At 56.6% G+C, this 22,925-nt stretch carries 30 protein-coding genes; 14 read left to right on the top strand and 16 right to left on the bottom strand.

Translation table 11 applies throughout. The annotated features are described in order from the left end of the window. Nucleotides 1-28: 28 nt before the first annotated feature. Together A4E33_RS06745 and A4E33_RS06740 are read left to right on the top strand one after the other, a co-directional pair. The gene (locus A4E33_RS06745; RefSeq protein ID WP_292346923.1) at nucleotides 29-412 is read left to right on the top strand and encodes a HEAT repeat domain-containing protein; all 384 of its coding nucleotides are present in this window, start codon (nucleotides 29-31) and stop codon (nucleotides 410-412) included. 26 nt (nucleotides 413-438) lie between these two features. After that, nucleotides 439-768 (top strand): tetratricopeptide repeat protein, encoded by a 330-nt coding sequence (locus A4E33_RS06740; protein WP_292346922.1) that lies wholly within the window; start codon nucleotides 439-441, stop codon nucleotides 766-768. A 323-nt stretch (nucleotides 769-1,091) separates the two neighbouring features. On the opposite strand, the gene A4E33_RS06735 is transcribed toward A4E33_RS06740, so the two are convergent. From A4E33_RS06735 to A4E33_RS06725, 3 genes are all read right to left on the bottom strand, one after another. Continuing rightward, the gene (locus A4E33_RS06735; RefSeq protein ID WP_292346921.1) at nucleotides 1,092-1,805 is read right to left on the bottom strand and encodes a DNA alkylation repair protein; all 714 of its coding nucleotides are present in this window, start codon (nucleotides 1,803-1,805) and stop codon (nucleotides 1,092-1,094) included. Between the two features lie 160 nt (nucleotides 1,806-1,965). Then, nucleotides 1,966-3,924, bottom strand: a complete 1,959-nt coding sequence (locus A4E33_RS06730; protein WP_292346920.1) for a glycosyl hydrolase family 18 protein — start codon at nucleotides 3,922-3,924, stop codon at nucleotides 1,966-1,968. Nucleotides 3,925-4,165: 241 nt separating this feature from the next. Next, nucleotides 4,166-4,543 carry a helix-turn-helix domain-containing protein gene (locus A4E33_RS06725; RefSeq protein WP_292346919.1) on the bottom strand — a complete coding sequence of 126 codons (378 nt, stop codon included), beginning with the start codon at nucleotides 4,541-4,543 and terminating at the stop codon, nucleotides 4,166-4,168. Nucleotides 4,544-4,712: 169 nt separating this feature from the next. On the opposite strand from A4E33_RS06725, the gene A4E33_RS06720 reads away from it, so the two are divergent. The 7 genes from A4E33_RS06720 (at nucleotide 4,713) to A4E33_RS06690 (ending at nucleotide 9,255) form a co-directional block, all read left to right on the top strand. After that, nucleotides 4,713-5,276, top strand: a complete 564-nt coding sequence (locus A4E33_RS06720; RefSeq protein ID WP_292346918.1) for a flavin reductase family protein — start codon at nucleotides 4,713-4,715, stop codon at nucleotides 5,274-5,276. A 4-nt stretch (nucleotides 5,277-5,280) separates the two neighbouring features. Then, nucleotides 5,281-5,868, top strand: coding sequence for a flavodoxin family protein (locus tag A4E33_RS06715; protein WP_292346917.1), 588 nt, complete (start codon nucleotides 5,281-5,283; stop codon nucleotides 5,866-5,868). Nucleotides 5,869-5,923: 55 nt separating this feature from the next. Then, entirely contained in the window at nucleotides 5,924-6,742 is an 819-nt protein-coding gene (locus A4E33_RS06710; protein WP_292346916.1) for a nitroreductase family protein, read from the top strand. Between the two features lie 29 nt (nucleotides 6,743-6,771). Further along, entirely contained in the window at nucleotides 6,772-7,422 is a 651-nt protein-coding gene (locus A4E33_RS06705; protein WP_292346915.1) for a flavodoxin family protein, read from the top strand. 6 nt (nucleotides 7,423-7,428) lie between these two features. Continuing rightward, a complete protein-coding gene (locus A4E33_RS06700) occupies nucleotides 7,429-8,016 on the top strand; it encodes a nitroreductase family protein (protein ID WP_292346914.1) in 588 nt (195 codons plus the stop codon). Nucleotides 8,017-8,097: 81 nt separating this feature from the next. Beyond that, nucleotides 8,098-8,664: a nitroreductase family protein gene (locus A4E33_RS06695; protein ID WP_292346913.1), complete on the top strand. Its 567-nt coding sequence runs from the start codon at nucleotides 8,098-8,100 to the stop codon at nucleotides 8,662-8,664. Between the two features lie 21 nt (nucleotides 8,665-8,685). Beyond that, entirely contained in the window at nucleotides 8,686-9,255 is a 570-nt protein-coding gene (locus tag A4E33_RS06690; RefSeq protein WP_292346912.1) for a flavodoxin family protein, read from the top strand. Here the strand turns inward: A4E33_RS06690 and A4E33_RS06685 are convergent. Further along, entirely contained in the window at nucleotides 9,212-9,655 is a 444-nt protein-coding gene (locus tag A4E33_RS06685; RefSeq protein ID WP_292346911.1) for a YdeI family protein, read from the bottom strand. The two genes, A4E33_RS06690 and A4E33_RS06685, sit on opposite strands and share 44 nt — an antisense overlap. 475 nt (nucleotides 9,656-10,130) lie before the next feature. On the opposite strand from A4E33_RS06685, the gene A4E33_RS06680 reads away from it, so the two are divergent. Both A4E33_RS06680 and A4E33_RS06675 read left to right on the top strand, forming a co-directional pair. Beyond that, the gene (locus tag A4E33_RS06680; RefSeq protein ID WP_292346910.1) at nucleotides 10,131-12,098 is read left to right on the top strand and encodes a M3 family metallopeptidase; all 1,968 of its coding nucleotides are present in this window, start codon (nucleotides 10,131-10,133) and stop codon (nucleotides 12,096-12,098) included. Between the two features lie 95 nt (nucleotides 12,099-12,193). Next, nucleotides 12,194-13,069 (top strand): CPBP family intramembrane glutamic endopeptidase, encoded by an 876-nt coding sequence (locus A4E33_RS06675; protein WP_292346909.1) that lies wholly within the window; start codon nucleotides 12,194-12,196, stop codon nucleotides 13,067-13,069. Between the two features lie 43 nt (nucleotides 13,070-13,112). Here the strand turns inward: A4E33_RS06675 and A4E33_RS06670 are convergent, their stop codons facing one another. The 7 genes from A4E33_RS06670 to A4E33_RS06640 form a co-directional block, all read right to left on the bottom strand. Then, entirely contained in the window at nucleotides 13,113-13,505 is a 393-nt protein-coding gene (locus A4E33_RS06670; protein ID WP_292346908.1) for a nuclear transport factor 2 family protein, read from the bottom strand. Nucleotides 13,506-13,596: 91 nt separating this feature from the next. Then, entirely contained in the window at nucleotides 13,597-14,265 is a 669-nt protein-coding gene (locus tag A4E33_RS06665) for a hypothetical protein (protein ID WP_292346907.1), read from the bottom strand. 149 nt (nucleotides 14,266-14,414) lie between these two features. Next, complete coding sequence (locus tag A4E33_RS06660) at nucleotides 14,415-14,564, bottom strand: hypothetical protein (RefSeq protein WP_292346906.1); 150 nt, start codon at nucleotides 14,562-14,564, stop codon at nucleotides 14,415-14,417. A gap of 181 nt (nucleotides 14,565-14,745) precedes the next feature. Continuing rightward, complete coding sequence (locus A4E33_RS06655; RefSeq protein WP_292346905.1) at nucleotides 14,746-15,348, bottom strand: hypothetical protein; 603 nt, start codon at nucleotides 15,346-15,348, stop codon at nucleotides 14,746-14,748. Further along, entirely contained in the window at nucleotides 15,348-16,139 is a 792-nt protein-coding gene (locus tag A4E33_RS06650) for an SdpI family protein (RefSeq protein WP_292346904.1), read from the bottom strand. The genes A4E33_RS06655 and A4E33_RS06650 overlap by 1 nt, the downstream gene beginning before the upstream one ends. After that, nucleotides 16,139-16,585, bottom strand: a complete 447-nt coding sequence (locus tag A4E33_RS06645) for a hypothetical protein (RefSeq protein WP_292346903.1) — start codon at nucleotides 16,583-16,585, stop codon at nucleotides 16,139-16,141. Before A4E33_RS06645 ends, A4E33_RS06650 begins: the two co-directional genes overlap by 1 nt. A gap of 256 nt (nucleotides 16,586-16,841) precedes the next feature. Further along, nucleotides 16,842-17,093, bottom strand: coding sequence for a hypothetical protein (locus A4E33_RS06640; protein WP_292346902.1), 252 nt, complete (start codon nucleotides 17,091-17,093; stop codon nucleotides 16,842-16,844). A 12-nt stretch (nucleotides 17,094-17,105) separates the two neighbouring features. Between A4E33_RS06640 and A4E33_RS06635 the strand changes: the two genes are divergently transcribed. Beyond that, on the top strand, nucleotides 17,106-18,203 hold the full coding sequence (locus A4E33_RS06635) for an amidohydrolase (RefSeq protein WP_292346901.1): 1,098 nt from the start codon (nucleotides 17,106-17,108) through the stop codon (nucleotides 18,201-18,203). 15 nt (nucleotides 18,204-18,218) lie between these two features. Here the strand turns inward: A4E33_RS06635 and A4E33_RS06630 are convergent, their stop codons facing one another. The 3 genes from A4E33_RS06630 to A4E33_RS06620 form a co-directional block, all read right to left on the bottom strand. After that, complete coding sequence (locus tag A4E33_RS06630) at nucleotides 18,219-18,587, bottom strand: hypothetical protein (RefSeq protein WP_292346900.1); 369 nt, start codon at nucleotides 18,585-18,587, stop codon at nucleotides 18,219-18,221. Between the two features lie 70 nt (nucleotides 18,588-18,657). Next, nucleotides 18,658-19,980: a sensor histidine kinase KdpD gene (locus A4E33_RS06625; RefSeq protein ID WP_292346899.1), complete on the bottom strand. Its 1,323-nt coding sequence runs from the start codon at nucleotides 19,978-19,980 to the stop codon at nucleotides 18,658-18,660. Between the two features lie 102 nt (nucleotides 19,981-20,082). Next, nucleotides 20,083-20,622: a hypothetical protein gene (locus tag A4E33_RS06620; RefSeq protein ID WP_292346898.1), complete on the bottom strand. Its 540-nt coding sequence runs from the start codon at nucleotides 20,620-20,622 to the stop codon at nucleotides 20,083-20,085. Nucleotides 20,623-20,781: 159 nt separating this feature from the next. Between A4E33_RS06620 and A4E33_RS06615 the strand changes: the two genes are divergently transcribed. Together A4E33_RS06615 and A4E33_RS06610 are read left to right on the top strand one after the other, a co-directional pair. Continuing rightward, nucleotides 20,782-21,375 (top strand): hypothetical protein, encoded by a 594-nt coding sequence (locus A4E33_RS06615; RefSeq protein WP_292346897.1) that lies wholly within the window; start codon nucleotides 20,782-20,784, stop codon nucleotides 21,373-21,375. A 178-nt stretch (nucleotides 21,376-21,553) separates the two neighbouring features. After that, on the top strand, nucleotides 21,554-22,066 hold the full coding sequence (locus tag A4E33_RS06610) for a hypothetical protein (RefSeq protein ID WP_292346896.1): 513 nt from the start codon (nucleotides 21,554-21,556) through the stop codon (nucleotides 22,064-22,066). 92 nt (nucleotides 22,067-22,158) lie between these two features. Here A4E33_RS06610 and A4E33_RS06605 read toward each other — a convergent pair whose 3' ends face one another. Both A4E33_RS06605 and A4E33_RS06600 read right to left on the bottom strand, forming a co-directional pair. Continuing rightward, complete coding sequence (locus A4E33_RS06605; RefSeq protein WP_292346895.1) at nucleotides 22,159-22,335, bottom strand: hypothetical protein; 177 nt, start codon at nucleotides 22,333-22,335, stop codon at nucleotides 22,159-22,161. A gap of 50 nt (nucleotides 22,336-22,385) precedes the next feature. Then, nucleotides 22,386-22,889 (bottom strand): flavodoxin domain-containing protein, encoded by a 504-nt coding sequence (locus A4E33_RS06600; protein WP_292346894.1) that lies wholly within the window; start codon nucleotides 22,887-22,889, stop codon nucleotides 22,386-22,388. Nucleotides 22,890-22,925: the final 36 nt, after the last annotated feature.

Raw genomic sequence — 22,925 nt, 5'->3', positions numbered from 1 at the left:
AATCCCCCACGGGAGGCGGACCAGGCATATGGAAAACAACAGACGCATGATGGCAGGAAGGGACGGAGGCGTTCTGGCAACCCCGGCATCAGCAGTGTTCCGGTTCCGGAAGCCGCTTGTTGACTATCTTATCAGCGGTCTTGAAGAGGATGATAAATGGATCAGGATCTTTGCTGCCGGGATGCTTGGAAATTCAGGGGATCCCCGTGCGATTGAGTACCTGAAACCGCTGCTGGTCGATCGTGACCAGGACCTCCGGTTTATCTCAGCACAGGCACTGGAAATGATCCATACGCAGCAGTCGGTTGTCTTCCATACGCAGCCGGATCAATGCTCAGGATGCATGATACGGCTCATCGCTGAAGAAGCGCTTGCCCGGACGCAATCCCGGGAGGGACATTGCACGTCGTGAAAGGAAGAAGAATTGGAGGAATTGCCATGAAACCATACAATACTGCGGGCGTCCCGCTGGAGGCACAGTATCTGTACCGTCGGGGCCGGGACCTGATGGACCAGCAGAAGGAGGATTTTGCCCTGGCCTATCTCAGGCAGGCCGTATTCATCGCACCGGGCTTTTCAAAAGCCTACCTGGACCTGGGGAACTGCCTTGCCCGTCTCGGCCGGATGGATGAAGCCTTGGTATATTATCATAAAGCTTCCCGGATCGATCCGGTGAACGGCGGGAATCCGACCGCGGGGACCGCTCTGAATGGACGGGAAGGGAGCAGGCCGATTCCCGGCTCATGTCTTTCCTTCCTTGTCCGGTAATTTTTTTTCCATTCCGTTCTGGATCTCCGCGATTCTCATTGTTCCTGAGGGTGCGGGCAGTCCGGAATCATTTGCAGGGGAAATCCGGGCATTCCCTGCAGTGGTTCAGCTGCAGTGAGAGAACCCAGGGACGGATCCGGCGCTTCCACCTGGAGGTTCGTTTCTGGTGCGGATTTTCCAACCCGCATTCGTGACACTGCGCGTCCCGGTAACAATATGTCAGGGCACAGTCCACAACCCACATGCCGGTGTTTCAGAAAAAGAGGTACTTGTCATAACATCATCAGGTTCCTTTTTGGATGACGGAGAGTCCGTTACCGGCATCACCAGTCTTTTTTCATGGCCTCTGCTTTTAAATCCTGAGGCATCTTCTCGATCGCATACCGCAGGGCAGTCCGGGGCATCTCTCTCTTGTTCTTCATGACAAACGCATGGATCTCGCTGGTATGTTTCCTGCTGGCCTCCTTGAGGAGCCACCCGTACCCCTTCTGGACCATATCGTCTCGGTCCGTCAGCAGGAGGCTCGCGATCTCCATCGATTCTTCAAGATACTTGCCTTGCCGTGCCTGCAGGATGAGGGATACCGCTGCTGCCCGGCGCATCCATCGGTTCTTTGACCGGGTCCATCGTTTCAACTCTTCTATGCAGTCAGGATACTTATCCACGAAGTCACCCATGGTATGGTTGCAGAACCCGTCACAGGACGCCCAGTTGGTTATGTACGTATCAATCCAGTGCCGGAAGACCGCGAGATCATCCCTCTCCCATTGTCCCGAAAGTCTGTGGGCCCATTCGGAAACAATGAAGGATTCCTCCATGTATCCTGACCGGTATAACTCCTCGCACAGGGAGAAAATCTCTTTTTTCGGCCGGTGTTTTACTTCATTCCAGTATTTCTTTGCCATCGCAATAACCGGCGCAGTCTTTGTTCCATAGCAGCGGATCTCCTCCTTGAAATACCGCTTCGCAGAGCGTTGTATATCAGGATCAGCTATGTTTTTCAGTTCCTGCCGTATCTGTGCGATGACCGGGTCCATGCCTGTACGTGAACCAGAAGACGTGATAAGGCATGTGGTAGACGGAGGGTGAAAATAAAAAAAGGGATTACCGGGTATATGGGATAGAACGTGTCGTCAGGCCGGCCCGTATCAGATTTCAGAAGAAGCACGCCAGTCTCATACAACTTTCCGCGGTTTTTCAGATCTCGTTATACAACCCGACAATATCATCGAAATCGATCCTGATGTTCCCGTTCATGTCAAAAGCGGCGACAGGCTCGTTTGCGGCGATCCAGTCCATCTGATCAAAGTAGAGGACGACATCGGCAAAGTCCAGCCTGCCGTTCGCGTTCAGGTCCTCATATTTCCCGTCATTATCCGGATCGGAAGGCAGGGCAGCCATCCCCGGAATAGTCACTACCTCCGGCGTTATCGCCGGTACGGGGCAGTCGAGGATCTGCCCGCTGGTCGTATAGGTGAAGGTTATCGGAACCGTCGATGCTTTCCGCCCATCCCTTGCCGTGGCATGGTAGATGACGGTGTCCCCTGCTGCTACCCGGATGTTTGCCGTGAAGACGGGCTTTCCATGGTAGGTGTAATCCTGAAGGTCCATCCGTGTCAGTACGCCATCATGTTCAACGTCGATGGTGGTGATATTCAGGTCGTCCGCAAACACTTCCATCCACCACTCGGCACAGTTCATGCGGTGCAGGCCGGGATCCCATGCAAGGGTCCGGGCATCGCCGACCGTAACGGCAGCCGTGGCAGTTTTTGCAGGGTCTGCGGCGCTTGTTGCAATGATATGGTACGTGGCGGTTGTCCCGGCGGGAACGGTTGCGGGTGCGGTATAGATTCCCGAAGAGCTGATCGATCCACCGCCAGGCTCCTGCACGGTCCACAGGACCCCTTTGGTATCCGTACCGGTGACCAGTGCCCTGAACATGGCCGTATTTCCGGAGATTACGTATGATGACGGCGGGTCAACAGACACCGCCACGGTTCTTGCAGCACCGGGCTCGATGAACCCGGTCCTGAGCGCTTCCATCAGGAAATTGGGATCGGCATGGGATGCAACATACCCCTGGTTGATGGTCCAGATGATGATCCCCCCGTACCCGTTCTGCCGGGCAAATTCCCCCTTGGCGATCAGCGACTCTTCGTCTTCGAACGACACGTATCTCGCCCCGAAGCTGTCCGGCTGCGGCAGGCTGAGGTAGGGTTCGGCTGCAGCGCTGTCCCACTGGCGGTATTGCCGGTCGAATGCCCCGCCGGCTCCGAATAGTCTCGAAAGCGGGTATGCGTTGTCGCCACCAACGATATCGCCCGGACTTGTCGGCTGGTTCGGGCCAGTTATGCCGCCCTTGTACCCGATGGCATAGAACCCTACTCCCATTCCCATCTTCTCTTTCGGAATACCGGATGCATTATACCGCGCGAAGGAATCCTCAATGGAGACCGGCGTGCTGCCCTTGGCGCCTTTCAGCGGGCAGTTGTGCCATGAATCCCAGCCGTCGCCGGCCCAGGCTGTTGACGGGTAGTATGTCATGAGGTTGAACTGGTCAACGTATTGTACCACCTTCACCAGCCGGGGATCCACCGTCATGTAGTTACCATTGATCGCACCCCCCGGCAGGGTGATGATCTTTCCCGGTACGGCCTGCCGGAGCTCCTTTGCAAAGGTCTCGAACAGGACGAGGTCGACGTCGTCCTCCCAGTCGAGGTCTACGCCATCATAGCCGAGATCGTTCATGGTGCTGACGATATTGGCGATGAAGACAGCGCGGTGATTCTTCACGGCGGAATTAATTGCTGCACCGTTCTGCGCTCCGCCCAGCATCAGGATGGCCTTTTTATTATGCTGGTGTGCAAGTGTCGAGATCTGCCGGGCGAGAGCCGGGCCATTGGTATCATCAATATAGAAATCGGTATTGAGTGTGCCATCGGCATTTGCGGTCACCGCACCCATGGCGATATGGGTCAGGCCGTTCCAGTCGATGTTCTCCGGCGGGAGCATATCCCGCTGGTACCCGGCATAATAACCGGTAACCCAGTGTGATGTCCCAATACTTCCGTCAGGTACTGCGGCAGCAGGTGCTGCCGGGACGTACAGGAACAGCATAGTGAGGAAAAATGCAGCTATCCTTTTCGATCGGTTCATATGAATCCCCTCCCCGGGGTACTGAGCATGCAGGACAGGAGCATGCAGGCTGATAGTGGATTTCTGGAATGCCCGGATAATATATTCCCGCGCCGGGAATGGTTAGAACGACAAACTCCGGGGTTACAGGATAGAATCAGTATAACTCATCAGCGGCCGACGGCAATCTGTTGGATGAAATGCGTTTTTTTGAAAACCCGTGACGTTTTCTGCGGGTATCCGAAAAATTTCGGAGAGGATGTTATTTTTTCTTCTTCGCAGACTTAGTCGGACACTGGTGCGCGGTTTCATTGTTTACTCCGAGATATTCTGCGCCCCAGTTGCAGAGCGCTTCGAGAATCGGGATCAGCGTCCTCCCGAAATCTGTAATAGCGTATTCAACCCGCGGCGGGACCTCCGGGTATACTTTCCGGCTGATCACGCCGTCCTCTTCAAGTTCACGAAGCTGCTTCGTGAGCATCTTGGTGTTAACCCCCGGCAGCTGCTTCTGCAACTCGCCAAAGCGCATGACATTGTCCCTCAGTGCCCAGAGGATAAGGGGTTTCCATTTGCCTCCGATTACATCCAGGGCAGCCTCAACCGGGCAGTGGAAGGTCTTGCCGTTCTTCGTGTATGTCATGGTTACCTCAATGAAAGTATATTTCTTTTTTTACCGTATTTGCTATATAATCAGTTAAGGCTGATTCTAATCCAATGGTTCAGATTGCCCTTACAGAAGAATAGTTTGTATTCCGCCTGTATATGGCTTTCTGTCCCGTCATGCCGCACACCGTGCGGGGAGATGATACATGGAGAAGAATCCAATCGGACAGAACTTTTTCATTCCGATGCCCGTCGTTCTCGTCGGGACGCAGGTTGAAGGAAAAGCAAATTTCATGACTGTGGGATGGTGTACCCGGGCGAACGCGAATCCGCCGATGATCGTATGCGGGATCAACAACAATCACTATACTCAGAAAGGGATTGCTGAGACCAAGACATTTTCCGTGAATATCCCGTCGTCGGCTCTTCTCGAGAAGACCGATTACTGCGGGCTCGTATCAGGAAGGAAAGCCGACAAATCAAAGATCTTCGATCTCTTTTATGGCACCCTGAAAACCGCTCCGATGATACAGGAGTGCCCGGTCACGCTCGAATGCCGGCTTGTGCAGAAGGTCACCCTCCCTACCAACAGCCTGTATATCGGTGAGATTGTTGGTGCGTATGCTGACGGGCGTGTCATCAAGGACAGGAAACCCGACTTCCCCGAGATCGACCCTCTCTTCCTGACCATGCCCGACAACCGCTACTGGACGCTCGGGAAGCATGCCGGGAATGCGTGGAGTGCCGGCAGGAAACTGATAAAGAGCTGATGCCATGACAAAAGTCCTCGCAATCAACGGGAGCCCGCGGAAGGATGGCAACACATCTGTCCTTATCCGGACCATCCTTGCAGAGATGGAAAAGAAGGGCATAGAGACAGAGACTATCCAGATCGGGGGGAAGAAGGTTCACGGCTGTCTCGCCTGCATGAAGTGCTTTGAGAACCGGGACGGGAAGTGCGTCATCGACGACGACATTGTCAATTTGTGTATCCGGAAGATGCGGGAAGCGGATGGCATCATTCTTGGCTCCCCTGTCTATTTCCTCGATATCACCGCAGAGATGAAGGCGCTCATCGACCGGGCCGGGTTTGTCTCGTATGCCAACGGCCACCCCCTGAAACACAAGGTCGGGAACGTGACGGTCGCGGTCAGGAGGGCCGGGGCAAGCCGCACGGCGGATTCCATGCTCCACTTCCTTCTTGCAAACGACATGATCGTCCCTGGCCTTCCCGTTATCGGTATCGGCCGGGATATTGGCGATGTCGAAAAGGACGAAGAGGGGATGGACCGTGCACGGCATCTCGGGAAGACCATGGCACAGCTTCTGAAACATTTCATCCGTCACCCGCTGCCCGCATAAAAACCGGAAGTGCCCGATGAACGGATGAATAAGATGAAGAAACAGGAATGAAAGCATGACTTCGATACTTGTCGACCAGGATCTCTGCACCCGGTGCGGGATCTGCTCCAGCGTCTGCGTGATGGGGGTCATCGACCCCGCTGACGAGAACACCCTGCCGAAGGTGAACAAAGCAAACGAGGGAATGTGCATCGGGTGCGGGCACTGCGAGGCCTGCTGCCCGTCCCAGGCTCTCATCTTCAACGACCGCCCGGACGAGAAACAACGTCTCCCTGCTGGTGCGGGAACCATCGCACCGGAGGAGATGGGATTCTACCTGAAAAAACGCCGGTCCGTCCGGCGCTATACAAAGGATCCGGTGCCGAAAGAGAAGATACTCGAAGTCCTCGATATCGCCCGGTACGCGGCATCGGCGGGGAACGGGCAGCCAATGGAATGGGTTGTCATCCATGATCCGAATAAGGTCCGGAAGGTTGCCGGTCTGACCATCGAATGGATGAAGACGCTCCGGAACACCGATCATCCCATGAATGGCTACATCCCGCTCCTCATCGGTGCCTGGGAGGCTGGCAGTGATGTCATCTGCCGGGGCGCCCCCCATCTTCTCGTTGCCACAATACCGGATGGGAATCCGATGGCCCAGACCGATGCGATCATCGCCATGACCCATTTCGATATTGCAGCACCGTCTTTCGGCGTCGGGACGTGCTGGGCGGGATTCGTCGCAATGGCTGCCTCGCAGTACAGGCCGTTGCAGGAGGCGCTCGGGATCCCTGCAGGGAGGAAGTGCGCGTATGCGATGATGTTCGGTTACCCGCAGCACAAGATTTTCGGGATCCCGCGCCGGAAACCGCTGAAGGTAACGTGGGCGTAAAGGAACCCCCGGGGAAAGGAAATGATAGCGTGAACGTCATTGCAATCAACGGAAGCCCGCGGAAGACGTGGAATACCGCAACGCTGCTCGAACATGCCCTCAAAGGGGCAGAATCGCAGGGAGCGGAGACGGAACTCATCCATCTCTACAACCTCGACTACAAGGGCTGCAGCAGCTGTTTTGCCTGCAAGCTCAAAGACGGTAAGAGTTACGGCAAGTGCGCCATGAAGGACGGTCTCTCCCCCGTTCTTGAAAAGATCCGGGCAAGCGATGTCCTGATCCTCGGTTCACCGATCGATTTCGGTATCGTGACCGGGGAGATGCGGTCATTTATGGAACGGCTCTTCTTCCCGGACCTGGTGTACTCGCCCCCTCCGCACTCTCTTGCCCCGGCACTCCGCACAGCGTTTGTCTATACGATGAATGTCACCGAGCAGATGATGAAAGAGCGGCTGGGCTGGCATATTAAGGCGAGTGCAAACGCCCTGAAGATGATGTTTGGCCATGCCGAATCCTTCATCTGCAACGAGACGCTCCAGTTCGAGGATTACGACAAGGTGGTCTTCAGTTACTGTGACCCTGAAGAGCGGAGAAAGCGGCAGCGCGAGGTCTTCCCGCAGGACTGCAGGCGTGCCTATCAACTTGGCGTGCGGCTCACAAAAACTGCTGATACGGCGTGATACGCAATGGATGTTCTTGAAGCGATTCAGAAGCGACGGGCGATCCGCCAGTATCTCCCCGACCCGGTCAACCGCGAGGATATCCTTGCGGTCCTTGATGCGGCCAACAGGGCACCTTCCGGCCTTAACCGGCAGCCATGGGAGTTCGTTGTCGTTACCGGGGAGAAGATCTTTGAAATGGGTGCGAATTACCGGTCCACGCTTGATGAGTACCTCTCGCACTGGGACCAGTCCCCCATGCGGGACTTCATAACACGGGAGGGGTTCACCCGGTTTGCCGAGACGTACGGAGGGGCACCGGTTGTCATCGTGGTCCTGATCCCCATTGACGAAAAGCCGAATTTCCGGAAAGCGGACCTCGAGAGTGCGAGCGCAGCGATGGAGAACCTCCTCATCGCGGCAACCGCCCTCGGTCTTGGAACCTGCTGGATGACCGGCCCGCTCCGCGATGAATCCGCCCTGCGAAGGATCCTCGCTATCCCTGATGACAGGGAGATTGTCGCGGTGACGCCGCTCGGGTACCCGGAGAAGATCCCCCGGGCTCCGGCCCGTATCGATGCTGACCTGACGCAGAAAGTGCGGTGGGTGGGATGATATCGAACGGAATCCCCTGAAGATGACGAGTTGTATGACTGAAGAACCCATGATGAACCAGAACAAGGGAGGTAAACCATTATGGAAGCACTCGAAGCAATCATGACACGCCGCAGTGTCCGGAAGTTCGGGAAGAAGCAGATTCCCGATGCTGTTATTGAAAAGATCCTGAAGGCCGGGACCTATGCCCCGTCGGCGCTCGCGCTCCAGCCGTGGGCATTCGTTGTCGTGCAGGACCAGAACTTCTTGCGAGAGGTCTCGGACTATGTCAGGCCGATCATGATCTCGCTCATGAAGGACGCACACAACGGGATGTCGGACGCGTTCCGGCAGCTGCTGGAGAGCCCGGGATACTCGATCTACTACGATGCCCCGACCGTCATCATGGTTGTCGGGAAGACCGGCAGCCGGTTCCGGGAGATTGACTGCTCGCTCGCCGCTGAGAACATGATGCTTGCCGCCCATGCTCTCGGTATCGGCAGCTGCTGGATAGGCTCGACGGAAGTAGCGTACGGGAACAGGGAGCTCATGGCCGGGTTCCGGATTCCGGAAGGATACAGCCCGGTCGGTACGATTGTCTTCGGATACCCGGAGGAGAATCCCGGGGTTCACGACAAACACCCGGCAAACGTGACCTGGGTCCGGTAACAGGAAGGGGGAATATCAGCCATGAAAAAAGCAACCATCCTGATCGGGAGCCCCCGGAAGAACGGCAGCACGGCAATCTTGGCTGCAGAAGCAGAAAAGGCGCTGAAAGAACAGGGCGTCGATGTCGCGACCATATTCCTGAATGACCTGAAGATCAAAGGCTGCCAGGCCTGCTACTGGTGCAAGAAGAACGATGTTGCAGAATGTGCGGTGAAGGACGATATGCAGAAGATCCATACGCTGATGAAGGAATGTGACGGGATGATCGTGGCGTCACCCATCTATTTCGGCGGCGTTACCGCGCAGGCCAAGGCATGGCTCGACCGGATGTTCCCGTACATCGGGATGGACCTGACCCCGAAGATGCCTGCAGGAAAGAAGGTTTCGTTCATCTTCACGCAGAACCAGCCGGATGCCCGGCTGTTCCGGCCCGGGATTGACTCGTTCATGTTCGCCGTGGGACTTTCCGGACTTTTGGTAAAAGAGTACATGGTCGGCTATGATCTCGATGCCGGGAATAAGCCGGCGGTCGAAACGAAGAAGGAGTTCATGGACCGGGCGTACCTGATAGGCCGGGAGTTACTGCGGTAACCTTTTTGATAATATCGATCCATGAAATACCTGTCACCTCATCATTCCTTTTTCCTGATCCCGAAGACATCCACGAGCCGGTTGTTCTCCATGAGGAACCAATACTCCGCTCTGTCCTTTTCTGTCGTGTTTCAGGCTTTTTGGCAGAGCTCACCCGGGCAGCATACATCAGATGGTGGGTCGCAGTCATGTTCTCAGAATTCTCTGCTGCCACGGGATTTGATTCAAGGGCGGCTGCCAGTTCGGCCGGAACAGAACAGCTCTCCTGCGACGGAACAGTCCGATCCTCCTGCATGGCTCCTTCGAACACTGTCCTGCCCCCACCGGTCACCAGACCTGCCGCGATTATCCTTTTTCTCGGGAGATGTTCATCTTCGACCAGCGGCTCTTTATCGTTCATGGTGAGTACCGCTGCAGGTACCGGTCATTATCGACGGCACGGACCTGCCCGTCAATTCAGCCGGAACAGATCACCTCCTCCACGGCCTCATCGTACGAACCAGAGGGGATTTTGCTCGTTTTTTTGTTTGAACGAGCCAGATCTCCTTTCTTTTATCATGGTTCCCTGTAAGCCATGAGCGCCATGCAGCCCGGCTTTTCATGGTGACATTTCAAGGAGAGGCCATTAGTATGGGGAAATATCCCCTTAAGGAAAAAGGATTGCTCAGGGAGATGATGCCATGCCGGGCTTCTTTATCAGTACCTGCATCCTATCTGATCGCTGAAGCCCCATGTTCTCCCGTCATGACAGAAAAATCCGGTGCATAGCCGGTGGAATTATCCTGTTAATTCTCTTCCTCGCAACTGCCGGGTGCCTCGGAAGCAATCCGTCCCGGTCGCCGCAAAATCCAGCGACCGGTGCATCGCAGGATCCGATGGTCCCGCTCCGGGCCCAGTACACGCCGGGTGAAATCCCCCTCCTGGCAACATCCGCACAGGAGCATGCAAACGCCTCCTTCAACAAGATCGCAGCTCTGCCCCCTGGTGAGCGCACGTTCGAAAATACCCTCCTTGCTTTCGACACGGCAATGACCGATTACACGGGTGCGATCTGGCCGCTCACGCTGATGGGATATGTCTATCCCGACCCGCAGGTCTCCGCCGAGGGAATGGCTGTCGAGGAATCCTCCGCGGTATTCATGAACGATATCTATTCGAGACGCGGCCTGTACGATGCGCTGCGGACAGTATCTCCCCGCACGCCTGCAGAGGCCCGGCTGTTCAATCTTACCCTGCGGGAATTCGAGAGGAACGGTCTGAAGCTTCCTGATGAACGGCTGGAAAAGGTCCGGAAGATGAATGACGAGCTGAGCGGGCTTGAATCCCGGTTCTCCGCCAACCTCAACAACGACAACACCACGCTCGTGTTTACGGCAACGGAACTGGCCGGGGTCCCGGCCGGCACGCTCGGTACGTTTACGGAGTTGCCGGACGGCACGTACAGGGTCACGACAAAGTATCCCGACTATATTGCTGTAATGAAGTATGCCAGCCTGAACACAACGCGGAAAATGATGTACATGGCGTACAATAACCGGCAGGCAGTGGAGAATACTGCGATCCTGGAGCAGGCAATCCTCCTGCGCCAGTCCATTGCAAAGGAACTCGGGTACCGGACATGGGCTGATTACCGGACCGACGGACGGATGGCACAGAACAGCAGCCGGGTCATGGCTTTTCTGGGGACCATCAGAGAGCCGCTGAAGGAAAAGTGCCGGGTTGAGGATGCAGAACTCCTGCTCTTTAAAAAGGAGACCGATCCCCTGGCAACATCCGTTGATCCGTGGGATGTATCATACCTGGAGGAGATCCAGAAACTCCGGAAGTTCGATTACGATGAGAATGCGGTGAAAGAGTATTTCCCGGCGGACAGTACCGTGCAGGGAATCTTCGGGATCTACGGCAAGCTTTTTGGCATCCGTTTCGAGGAGGTCACGGGTGCACCCGTCTGGTCTCCGGATGTCCGGCTGTACCGTGCACTCAACGCGACTGGCGGAGAGACCGTTGGTTACCTGTATCTTGATCTCTATCCCCGCGAGGGCAAGTACGGGCACTTTGCCACGTTCCCGCTCATCAGCGGGCGGATGAAGGACGGCGCATGGTCGGTCCCGGTCACTGCCATTATCGGCAACTTCCCCGCCCCGCAGGGGGACAAACCCGGCCTGCTGACCATGGATGATATCGAGACGCTCTTCCATGAGGGCGGGCATGCGATGCACTACCTCCTGACCACCGTCCCGTACGGCACCTGGTCCGGGTTCAGTACCGAGCTCGACTTCGTCGAAACCCCGTCGCAGACACTCGAGGAATGGGCCTGGGATCCGGTGGTGCTTGACTCCCTGTCGAGCCACTATACCAACTCCTCAAAGAAGCTCCCGCCGGAACTCCGCGACCGCGTCATCGCGGGTCGGGATGCCGGTATCGGGCAGTATTACGGCCGCATCCTGGCTAACTCGCTCGAAGACATGGAATACCATACGGCCGACGGGCCCGTCGATGTCACCGCGGTCTCCCGCCGCATCTACAGCGAGGTAACGGGAATTTCCCAGCCCGAAGGAATCCACCAGCCGGCATCGTTCGTACACCTTATGAGCGGCTACGATGCCGGGTATTACGGGTATCTCTGGTCCAAGGTATACGCGCTCGAGATTGCGGATGAGTTCCGGCGTGACGGCATGACGAACCAGACCACAGGGATGCGGCTCAGGAACCAGATCCTCTCGCAGGGGAATATGCATGACGGTGGCGTGCTTCTGGAGCGTTTCCTCGGCCATGAGCCCGGAACAGCGGCGTTCTACCAGCGCCTCGGGATTACTGGTGTATCCGGAACCGGGAGTCCGTAACAATCACTTTTTATTATGCTTCCCGCCCGGATATTTCCGATACCGCCACGGGCAGAAAGATGGGATTATACCTTATTACGGCATGAAATCATTCTATGGCAAAGCCCGCATCACGGCACCCAGAGGGTACATCCCACACGGCAACGAACCCGAAGATCATGGTCATCACCTTTGTGATCCTGACGTTCCTCTTTTCATCGGTATTCTGGTACCTGACCTCGCAGACGGCTCTGGTAAAGGAGAACGCAACCCTCCTGATGATCTATGCGGTGGGTGCTATGTGGTGCCCGGCGCTTGCGGCGGTGAGCACCCGGCTGTATTTCCAGCGCAACCTGAAGGGGTTTGGCACCGGCCTGAAAAAACCGGTCTGGATTGCCGCGGGCATCGGCCTTCCGGTTATTGCCGGCCTCATCATGTTCGGTACTGCATGGCTCACCGGCATCGCCCCGGTGAATACGGCAAACATCCCCCTCATCTTCGCGGTTTCCTTTATCCCCGGTTTTTTCCTTGCCATTGCCTTCAACTGTTTCGCAGCTGCAGGCGAGGAGTTCGGCTGGCGGGGTTTCCTCGTGCCGGAACTTGCCCGGTTCATGGGATTTACTGAGCTGGCCCTGCTATCCGCTGCAGTATGGACCTCGTGGCATTTCCCGATGATGTTCTTTGGTACCTACCATGGAACCGGATCGATCTGGTATTCTCTGGCCGTCTTCATCCCGTCTGTTATGGGCGCAGGGCTCATTCTGGCATGGCTCCGGCTGGTGTCCGGCAGCGTCTGGGTTGCCGTCCTCTTCCATGGCTTCTGGAACTACTTTATCCAGCAGTTTTATCCGGTACTGACCACCACCACCGATGCAGGCCAGGCGATGCTCGGGGAGTTCGGGTGGTTCGTTGCCGTATTCTACATCGCGCTCGCGTTCGTGTTCTGGTACTTCCGTGACAGGCTGCCGGAGCTGCCGGCTGAGAATGTGTAAAAAAAGAACCTGAAGGGGAAGGGCAGTCCGGATCCGATTCCTCTCATCCCGGTACCGAGAAGTGGACCTGCTCAAAGAGCCACCGGCCGCCATGGTTCGCGAGAACCGCCGTCATCCGGCCGTCCATGTGGATCCGGTTCCCGCCGATACTGCCTCCGAAGGTGCAGAGCCCGGTGACCCATGCGACCGGCCCCTCTCCGCCCATCGTGAGCACCGTGATGCCGAGCCGTATGGCATTTGCAGGATTGAGATCTGAATGGATCAGCATCCTGAGCTGGGAGTGGTTCGTGACGATCTCGTCTTTTGCAGTGCCGAAACCGGCAATATTTTTTGAGAAGAGTGCAAGGACTCCCCGCTCATCCTTTGCATTATACAGGCGGAGGTATTCGTCAATGACGGCTTTGATCTCCTGCGTTGTTTTCGTGTTCAGTGTCATGAAAAGCAGGTTGCCGGCATCGCAGATAAAGAGATGGATTTGGTAAAAAAACGGCTGTCCGGCATGTCAGGAAAACCGGAACCCTGTGGTTTCACCCCCAGGCAATCAGTTCAAATGTCTGGACCGGATCCTCGCCTCCAAGATCCGGGTTGCTGATCCGGTACTGGACCGGCACAGGAATGTCTTCGGCTACCCAGAAGGTCATCGGGTAGCGGGGCAGATTACGGAAGTTCCCGGTATATTTACGGGCATCCCGATACGTGCCTGCCGGTACGGTGACGGGATCCTTTCCATCATAAGACAATGAGGTGTTCAGGTCTTCAAACGGGGAAATGAGCAGCCACCCCCCGGCATGGTCTCCGCGATATACTACATCTTCGGGAACAGTCTCGGAAAAGTAATTCCTCCCGGCACCGGAGCTGGTGAAGGTCCCGCCAAGGATACGTTTCGTCGATCGCTCATAGTACATGTTCTCCGTGGCGTGGAAACCGTTTTTTGTAGTGACCAGCTCATTGCCAATCCATTCGCCGTAATCACCGGTGACGGTCACGTTTTCATGGATTGCAGGAGTTCCGTTACACTCCTCATACGAACGTTCGATCCTTGCCGCATACTCCCACTGGTAGCGGGAATTGGGAGGTAATGTTATGGTGTTGTTGATCCGGTACTCCGCCCACCGGTATTCGCCGCTGAAGATCCTGGCCGGTACCGGGGACGGTACCGCTTCTGCTGCCGCGGCAGCTGACGGCTGCAGAGACACGGTAACTCCGGTTGTCCTGAAAATGGGTGGATCGGGAGAAATCGCCAGAGACGCAGGAACCGGGGATGACTGAGTGTCTGTGCCGGTACAACCGGCTGCGAAAATTACCAACACAAGCATCAGGCAGAGGAACGACAGCTTTTGAAGCATCATCGGGATTCATCCTGAATGCCGGTCTGGTGCGACCGGCAAAGAATGATTGTAAATATGACGATCACGATAAGGACAAAGACAGGCCACCAGGCATTGCCGCCGACAAAGCCGGTAGAAATCAAAATGAGCAGGGATATTGCTGTCATCCAGCACGGTATGACAACCGGCATAATCAGGTTTTTTCCTGCAGGGGGCAACCCCGGATCCGGTTCGACAGGGTTGCAGCGCTGATCCGGTATTTCCGGGATCCGTGCTTGCCGTGCAGGCGCAGAGAGGCACCACCCCGGCCATCCACGGATTCCCCCTTGTATCCGCAGATCTCTCCTGTTAACGGATTCCATGGCTGATAGCCCTCACCAGCGCTTCCGGCTCATCAGTGCCGATCCGGACTTTTTTCCCAGAGAGGAGCAGGATCTCGATCGCATGGCTTCCGGAAACATTATAGAGCGGCCCGTGCGGCGTCCAGCGGATCCCGTACCCATAGTACCAGGGATTCGTGACCTCGGAGACTGCAACGATGTCCCGGACCGGCCATTCCCTCCGGACAAGACCGAGGGGTCCGAAGCGGATACGCACTGCATCGTCTTCAATCGTGACGGTCAGTGTCGCGAAGCAGAGCACCGTGACAACAAGGAGGAACAGGACCGCAAGAGGGATGAGAAGCGGCCCGAAGAGGAGTGTCATGACAAGGATGATGACGATGATTGCAAGAACCGCGATGATCTGGAGCATCCCGGTCTGGGTATGCTCGTAGGTCCGCTGGGATGGTGCGCCCGGCTCTCCTGAACTGCCGGTCCTGCCCGGGAGACTGCCGGCAGTCCGTACAGGGAAATCCGGATCCCGTGTTGCAGGCCTGCCGAAACGGACCATACTATTATTCGGGCACCAGCCAAGCCGGTCCCGTATCCATGCACCCGGTTTTGTGGTCATTATTCCGCTGCCTCCGTTGTTCCGGCGCGTGCCAGCCGGTAGGACCAGACAGTGATATACACGCAGGCAATGACAATGATCCCGAACGCGACCGGCATTGCCGCTGCCCCTGCAGCGGTACTTGCAAGGATGATCAGGATGCCGGCAATGACAAAGACCGGCCCGCCATGCTCGTGTGTCCTCCTCCAGACCGTATCGTCCCGCACCGTCCATGGCAGGCGGAATCCCACGGTGGTATTTCTCCGGATCGAGGGCATGAGGCTGCCGATCACGATGAAGAAGAATCCGAGCAGCACCGGGAAGGCGACTGCCACCGGCAGGTCCAACCCTGCTGATGAGAGCAGCGCTGTGATATGGATACCAAGAAGCAGGCACATTGCTGCGAAGACGACCATGGTATAGATATCACGGGATTCTTCAAACTGCTCCCGCATTCGTTCGAAGCGGGGCAGCACAACGAGGAGCAGCGCGACAAGGGTCATGATTGCGGGAAGGCCGAAGGTTCCCGCAAGCCGCCCTGCAAACCCGTCGGGCTCCCCGTAGATATTCCAGTGGACCGGGATAATCTCCGGGAGATAGGGCAGAGCAACGATGCCGGTGATCCAGGACAGCCCCACGACTGCAAGGGTGAGGTACAGAAAAAGCGCCGTGCGCCGTTCCACCGGGCCGGCACCTGCGGTATCCCTGTCATGGGGCTCTCCCGCAATACTTTTGGCAGGTTCCTGCCTCCCTGCGGTATCCATCGGGCACCACCCGAACCATCCCCGTATGACGTCAGTAAACCGCGTCATCAGACTATCGCCTTCACTTTCGCGAACAGTTCTTCTGCCATTTTCGTCGGGTCTGCGGTTTTTTCAATTTTTATGCCGAGTTCGGTTGCATAGTCCCAGAGGAGCTCGATGCATTCGGTGTACCGCTGGCACGACCCGCAGTTCCCGTCGTGCTCGTACCAGACCTGGATCCCGTGCTTTTCCGAAATAAAAATGATTGCGGCGGCATTGAAGGGAATGGACCGGCCGATGAGAACGCCCCGCTCCGCATTGATCTTGTCGATCTCGATCTGGTTTGCCTGAGCCATATCGTGGAGGGTGGTCTCGATCTTCTCGTCCATGACAAGGAGAGCGCGGGACACTGCCTGCCGCGAAATGCCCAGCAGGTTGGCTATTGTGATGTTGGACGAACCGCCGCGCCGCAGCTTCCAGAACTCAAACTGCTTTTCATTGGTGGGCAGAAGCATATGTCAACATATGCATGTTGACCTTATAATAATTTTTTGGGAACAGGTACGGGACGGAATGTGTAAAAAACTCCGTCCTGTTTCCGGACCCTGATTACCGGTCCCATGATCCGGCCAAAAAAACCGGTCATCATCCTGGTATTCGTGCAGGATGAGATTTCCCTGTTTAAAGCTTGGGTGGAGCAGGAACGCATTCGGGGCGCCCCGGAGCCCTCCGTCCGAAAGGCACCGGCAGAGAAAAAATTAATGGGTAAATTCAGGATACCATCCTGTCCTGAGAAGGAAGAACATACCGCTCCACGGAATCGAGGATGCCCTGTTTGAGGGGAACAGGTCTATTCTCCTGCAGGATGTCATCGTCGACGGTGAACGGCAGGACATTTGCATTGATAACGAGGGGATTATCGCTGCAGCGGGGGCGGCTGCCGGGCGGGATTTCAGGAGCGGGGCGGAATTTGTCATCAGCGGACGTGGCCTTCATGCCCTTCCGGGCCTGATCAACCTCCATACCCATGCCGGCATGTCCCTGATCAGGGGCTATGCTGATGATCTGCCCCTTGATTCCTGGCTGTCCGAGCGGGTTCTCCCCGCCGAATCCGGGATGACCCCCCAGGACGTCTTCAGAGGGACGGAACTCTCCTGCCTCGAGATGATTAAATCCGGGACCACGGCGTTTCACGATATGTACTTTTTCCCGGAGGAGACTGCCCGGGCTGCCCGTGGCATGGGGATGCGGGCCTGCGTTTCGTGCGGGTTTACGGATCTCGGGGATCCGGACCTGCTTGAAAGAGCCCGGAAGAAGGCGGAGACGTTTGTCCGGGCTGTACGGCAGTGGGGCTGCGATCGGGTACAGCCGTCTATCGGTCCCCATGCGGTATACACGGTCTCCGAAGAAGGTCTCCGGTGGAGCGCCGCGTTCGCCCGTACGGAGGATATCGGGATCCATATCCACCTCAGCGAGACCGGCAGGGAGGTCCGGGACTGTATCGACCTGCACGGGATGCGGCCGGCGCTGTGGCTCGAACGGTGCGGGGTGCTCACCCCGTCAACCGTTGCCGCCCACTGCTGCTGGCTTGACCGGGCCGAATGCAGCCTGCTTGCCGCAAACCGGGTGCATGTTGCCCACAACCCGGTCAGCAACATGAAACTTGCGGTTTCCCGGACCATGCCCCTGCCATGGCTGAAGGCTGCCGGCGTGAACTGCGGCCTTGGCACTGACGGATGCACATCGAACAACAGCCTCGATCTCATCAGGGAGATGAGGATGGCCTCGCTTCTCCATGCGTTCTCGTGGAACGACCGTGCAGCTCTCCCGCCGGAAATTGCTCTCGGCATGGCGACACGTTCAGGAGCGGAAGCGCTCAGGCTCCCCTCCGGAAGGATAGAACAGGGAGCCCCTGCTGATATCATCCTGGTCCGTCCTGCGTTCTCTCCTTCCATGCGGCCCGGAGCCATCGCGGAGTACCTTGTCTCCCGCGGTTCAGGTGCCGATGTGGTGACAACCATCTGCAATGGCCGGGTCCTGATGCACGAACGCTTTGTCCCGCGGGAGGAGGAGATCCTCCGGAATGCCGCTGAGGCTGCCGGAAACCTGATGGCAAAGGTGAACCCGGTTTGAGTGCTGCAGGATACATCACCGGCTCGCCGGGATCCGGCGGGAGTCCTGCGTATTTCGGTCCCGGCAGGCCTGTTTCATGGTGATTATCGATGTGTCGGTATAGCGCCAGTCCTTAAACCTGTTCCACACTTCACAGATACAAAAAATTGCTGCAGCATTGAAGGGGATGGAATGGCGGGTGAGAACAATCCGTTCCGCATTGATCTTTTCGATCCCGATCTGTTTTGCCTGTACTATCTCGCGGAGTGTGGTCTCTGATCTCTTACCTGCGATGAGGCGGGCGGGGGAGACCACCTGCCGGAAGATGCCCGGCAGGTTGGCTCTTGTGATAGTGAATGAGCCGCCGCGCCGCATCCTCCAGAATTCAAACGGCTTTTCATTCATGGGGAGAAGGAAATGTCAACGCACGAATGCCGGTAAAATAATGATGTTCTGTGAGACCACGAAGCCGGACTCAGGTTTCTCTCTTTATAAACCGGTACCCGCCTTTCGGCACGGTCATCTCGAAACGTGCCCCGCCACCTGTTTTTCCGGTCTCTCTGATGGTAATCCCGGTGATTGACAGGATCTCGCGGGAGAGGAACAGGCCAAGGCCGGTATTCTTTCCATACCCGCGCTCGAAAAGGTGTTGTCTGTCCCCTTCCGATATCCCGGCGCCGTCATCCTCTAAAACCAGGGCAAGTCCCGATCCCGTCTCCCGCGAGGATATCCTGATAACCGAGAGTTTCCCGCCGCCATATTTCAGGGCATTGTCGATGAGGTTGTAGAAGACCTTGCCTAACAACGGGTCGGCCCAGACCTCGAGATCCTGGCGGTCGATATCGATCCGTACATCCCTGAGTTGCAACGCAGCAGAAGCGGTCCTGACGGCATCGTCCACGTTCTGCCATACAGGAGCAGCGATTCCCATATCCTGGTAATCCCCGGTAAAATTGAGCTGGTGGGTGATAGTCGCGACGATCTGCTCTTCCCTGGCAATCAGCTCGGTGGCAGTGTCAAGCTTCCCGACGGCCTGCCGGGACAACTCAAGATAGGCGGAAAGGGCATGGAGCTGGTTCCTGATATCATGCCGCGTTATACTGGAGAGGAGGTTCAGCTTTTCATTGGTCTGCCGGAGCTCCTTCTGGGAGCGGACCATGTTCAGCATCAGGAAGAAACCGGTTGCAAGGATATCGGCGATCATCGCGATGACGAAGAACGCCGTGTTGAAGATATCCGTGCTGAACAGGGTATACTGTTCTGGGATAGCGAACCAGGCAGCGAGACGGACGATCAGGATGAAGGCGGGGATGGTCAGGGACGCTGCGAACAGGTACCGGATAATCCGGTTCTCCCGCTCGACAGATATTAGGGCAAGGTATCCCGCAATGATAAGCACCGGGGCGATACACAGCGTTGAAACAAGGGCCCGCAGGATGATCGAATCAAGAATGTACGTATAATACCAGTAGATGATGAAGATCGGGACCAGCAGTGAATAATACCCCGCCGGTATCGGCCTGCCCCAGATGAACCGCCGTATCGCATCGACCCGCATGATCATGGCGAGCATGCTGAAGACGTTGGCGACCGGTATTGAGAGAAGATCGGAGACCTCTCCCCGGAGCATGAAGAGAAGGTAGGCAAGCGACTGGAAGAGCAGGCTGACTGCCCAGAGAGCAAATCCGTCATGGGTCTTCTGGGTCTTCCAGTAGGCAAAGATCATCAGCGTCAGGAAGGCGTTGATAAGGAAGATCATCAGAAAAATTGTCCTGATATCCGGAAACCACATGATCATGTCTCCTTCCCGGTAATCCGCTGCCAGTGCTCAGTACGTAATGGATGCTGATCTTTTTCCTGTGATATTATGAATTTTGGTGTCCGGCCGGACAAAAAATAGTTACTTAACCGGCCTGCGGCCGGCTAAGTTGGGCGGGAAAACTGAGGGATCTTGTCCGTCGGAATAGAAATCGCCAAGCCAGGACTTGTTGTCTGCCGCCATGGTCAGGGAGAATTTCCGGCCCGTTTCGGATTTCGTCCCGCACATTGTCGGAGCAGACCAGGTTCCCGAGAGGACATTCTTGTCGATGGTTCCTTTCATGGTGGCTACGCACTGCACGTTCGGATAATTCAGGGTAGTCTCGACGTCCCAGCATGTCTGTTTCATGGTCATTGTCGACACATCGCCATAGGGGCGGTCCTTATACTTGGTCCATGCGGTGCTCAGGTCATGGTTGCCGGCCATAGCAAGCCAGGCAGTCTGCCATTCGCCGTCCCAGACGAGCTTGTCCGGGCATGCAGGGGTGGTTGTTGCAGCAGCTGCCGATGCAGGCTGCGATATCGATAACGGAGCCGGCCCTTTTGATGATGAGCACCCGGCAAGGGCCAAGGTGATACACAGGAGTACGGCGAGAATGCAGAATATCCTTGGGTGTTCCATGGTTTCCCATTTCGGGGTGAAGGGATAAAAAACCGTGTGATCTGAACACAATATAGTACCGGTTTTTAAAAGGGGGGCACGAAAAAAGCCGGTCTGACAGCGCCGGTTTCTGCAAATCATATCATAATCCTTTATTATTTTTCCCGCTATGGTAATATCATGAAACCTGCCATCCCTGCAGTTCTCCTGCTCGCACTTGCGTGTATCGTGCTGTTTAGTGCCGGTTGTACCACAACGACAACCACGACCTTCGGAAACCCGACCGCGGCGCAGACGGCCGCCCCCGCATCGGCACCGGCCGCACAGGCCCCGGCAGCAGCAGCGCCTGCATCCTCTGCAGCCCCGGCGGCTCCTGCAGCTGCATCAACCACCCCTGCCTGCCCGGACAAGGAGGTCCTGACCGGCAGCTGGGACACTCGCGAGGTAGGGTATGCCGCCAACCACGATGCCAGCGATCCCAATGTCTGGACCGATTATAATCCGCAACCGATGACCCTCACCCAGAAATGCTGGGACGTTACCGGGACCTACACGGTCGGCTCGTGCCCCGGCACGATCACCGGGAAGCTGGACAAGAATGTGTTCACCGGGAAATTCGCCCACAAGTGCACGACCGATATCGACAGCTTTGATGGAACCTTCAAAGCCACCATGTCAGCCGACAACCAGTCATTCATCGGAGCCTGGTACCGGACCGGTGTCTACGGCCCCGAGTATAATTTCCCGCCCAGCTGGATTGGCAGAAAGGCATAATCTCCTTTTTTCAACGGGCGGATATCCCGCTTTTACTGTGAGGTATGCCGCCCTCACGGGAACAACGAATATCCACCGTGTTTTTCTGGAATCACGGCACATTCCCTAGGTCTATGAATTTCTCCGGATCCATTGTTCTCCTGCTTGCGCTGACCTGCATGGCATTGCTGTTCGCAGGGTGTACGACAACAACGACCACGACGAACGGGATCCCCACACCGGTCCAGACTACCCAGGCCGCTCCGGCAACCCCGGGAGCAGCCGGGACAGCATCGCAGACCGCGGCACCAGCAGCGGCGGCCACCACCCCCCCTGCCCGGACAAGGAAGTCCTGACCGGCAGCTGGGACTCCCGCGAAGTCGGGTATGCATCGAACCACGATGTCCGCGAGGCCGGCGTCTGGGAAGACAAAGATCCGGTGCCCGTTACCCTCACCCAGAAGTGCTGGGATGTGAGCGGGACTTACATGAGAGGAGGCTGCCAGGGCACGCTGAACGGGAAGATCGAGAAAAATGTCTATGCCGGAAAATACAGCGAGACATGTACCACTGAAGCTGACAGCTCGGCCGGGACCTTCTTCGTCACCATGGCAGCAGACAACCAGTCGTTCATGGGAGCCATGTATCAGACCGGGGGATATGGCCCCGAGGCCGGTTTCCCGCCCAGCTGGTGGGCAAAGAAGACCGCATAACTCTCTCTTTTTCCTCACATGAAGGATCGGGGTGGGGCGCGGTTTGTAATCCATAAAGATCTTTTCAAAATCAATGACAAGACAAGGCCGTATTATTTCCCGAGCCCCAGCAGTTCCCGTATCCGGTCCCGGAGCGATACCTTTCGTGGTCGTTTACAGAATGGAAGGTTCCCCTTCCTTGCCTGCTCCGCCTCGCACTCATCGCAGAGGGTGTGACGCCGGCACGTCACCTTCGGGCAGGCGCAGTCTTTGCGGACGGTCGGGGACATGGATACGATACCTCGTGCCGGAACTGGTGTAACGTTTCGGGTAATGGTAGTTATATCCCCATCTTTGCCGGCAGCTCCCGGGTCCATGCGGCGATGGCAGCCCAGTCACGGAAGTCGCCGGTCGGGACTTTCAGAAGCGAAGTCATCCCCCGCTCGATGAGGGAGAGGCGGGCGGCATCAAGCTTTCCGGCAAACATGGCGACTGCAACCAATTGTACCGGAGCCAGCGCTCCGGCAAGCTGCCCGGTGAACACCGACACATCGCCGGTCTTCGGGTATACAGGAGCAATCCCGGTGACGAATCCCGCGACCGGTACCTGCTGGAGCTGGTCTTTGAACCGTGTGGCGAACGCGGTAACATCGCCACTCACTTTCCCGGTATAAACCGGTGTACCGATCACCACCCCGGTATATCCCTCCAGCGATGAGATTGTCGTCATGTCAGCCACTGTGACGACAGCACCGGTCTTCTCCAGGTCCTTCCCGATGGCAAGGGCAACCTCTGCAGTCGATCCCTTCCGGGTGGTATATGCGACAAGAATGCGTGCGGCCATAACCAATCAGCGGTACTATGGCCTCGAAGGCGGATT

This window comes from Methanoregula sp. PtaB.Bin085 (assembly GCF_002067035.1).
Lineage (GTDB): Archaea > Halobacteriota > Methanomicrobia > Methanomicrobiales > Methanospirillaceae > Methanoregula.
The sequence above is the reverse complement of the archived record's forward strand: the minus strand, read 5'-3'. Positions and strand labels throughout refer to the sequence as shown.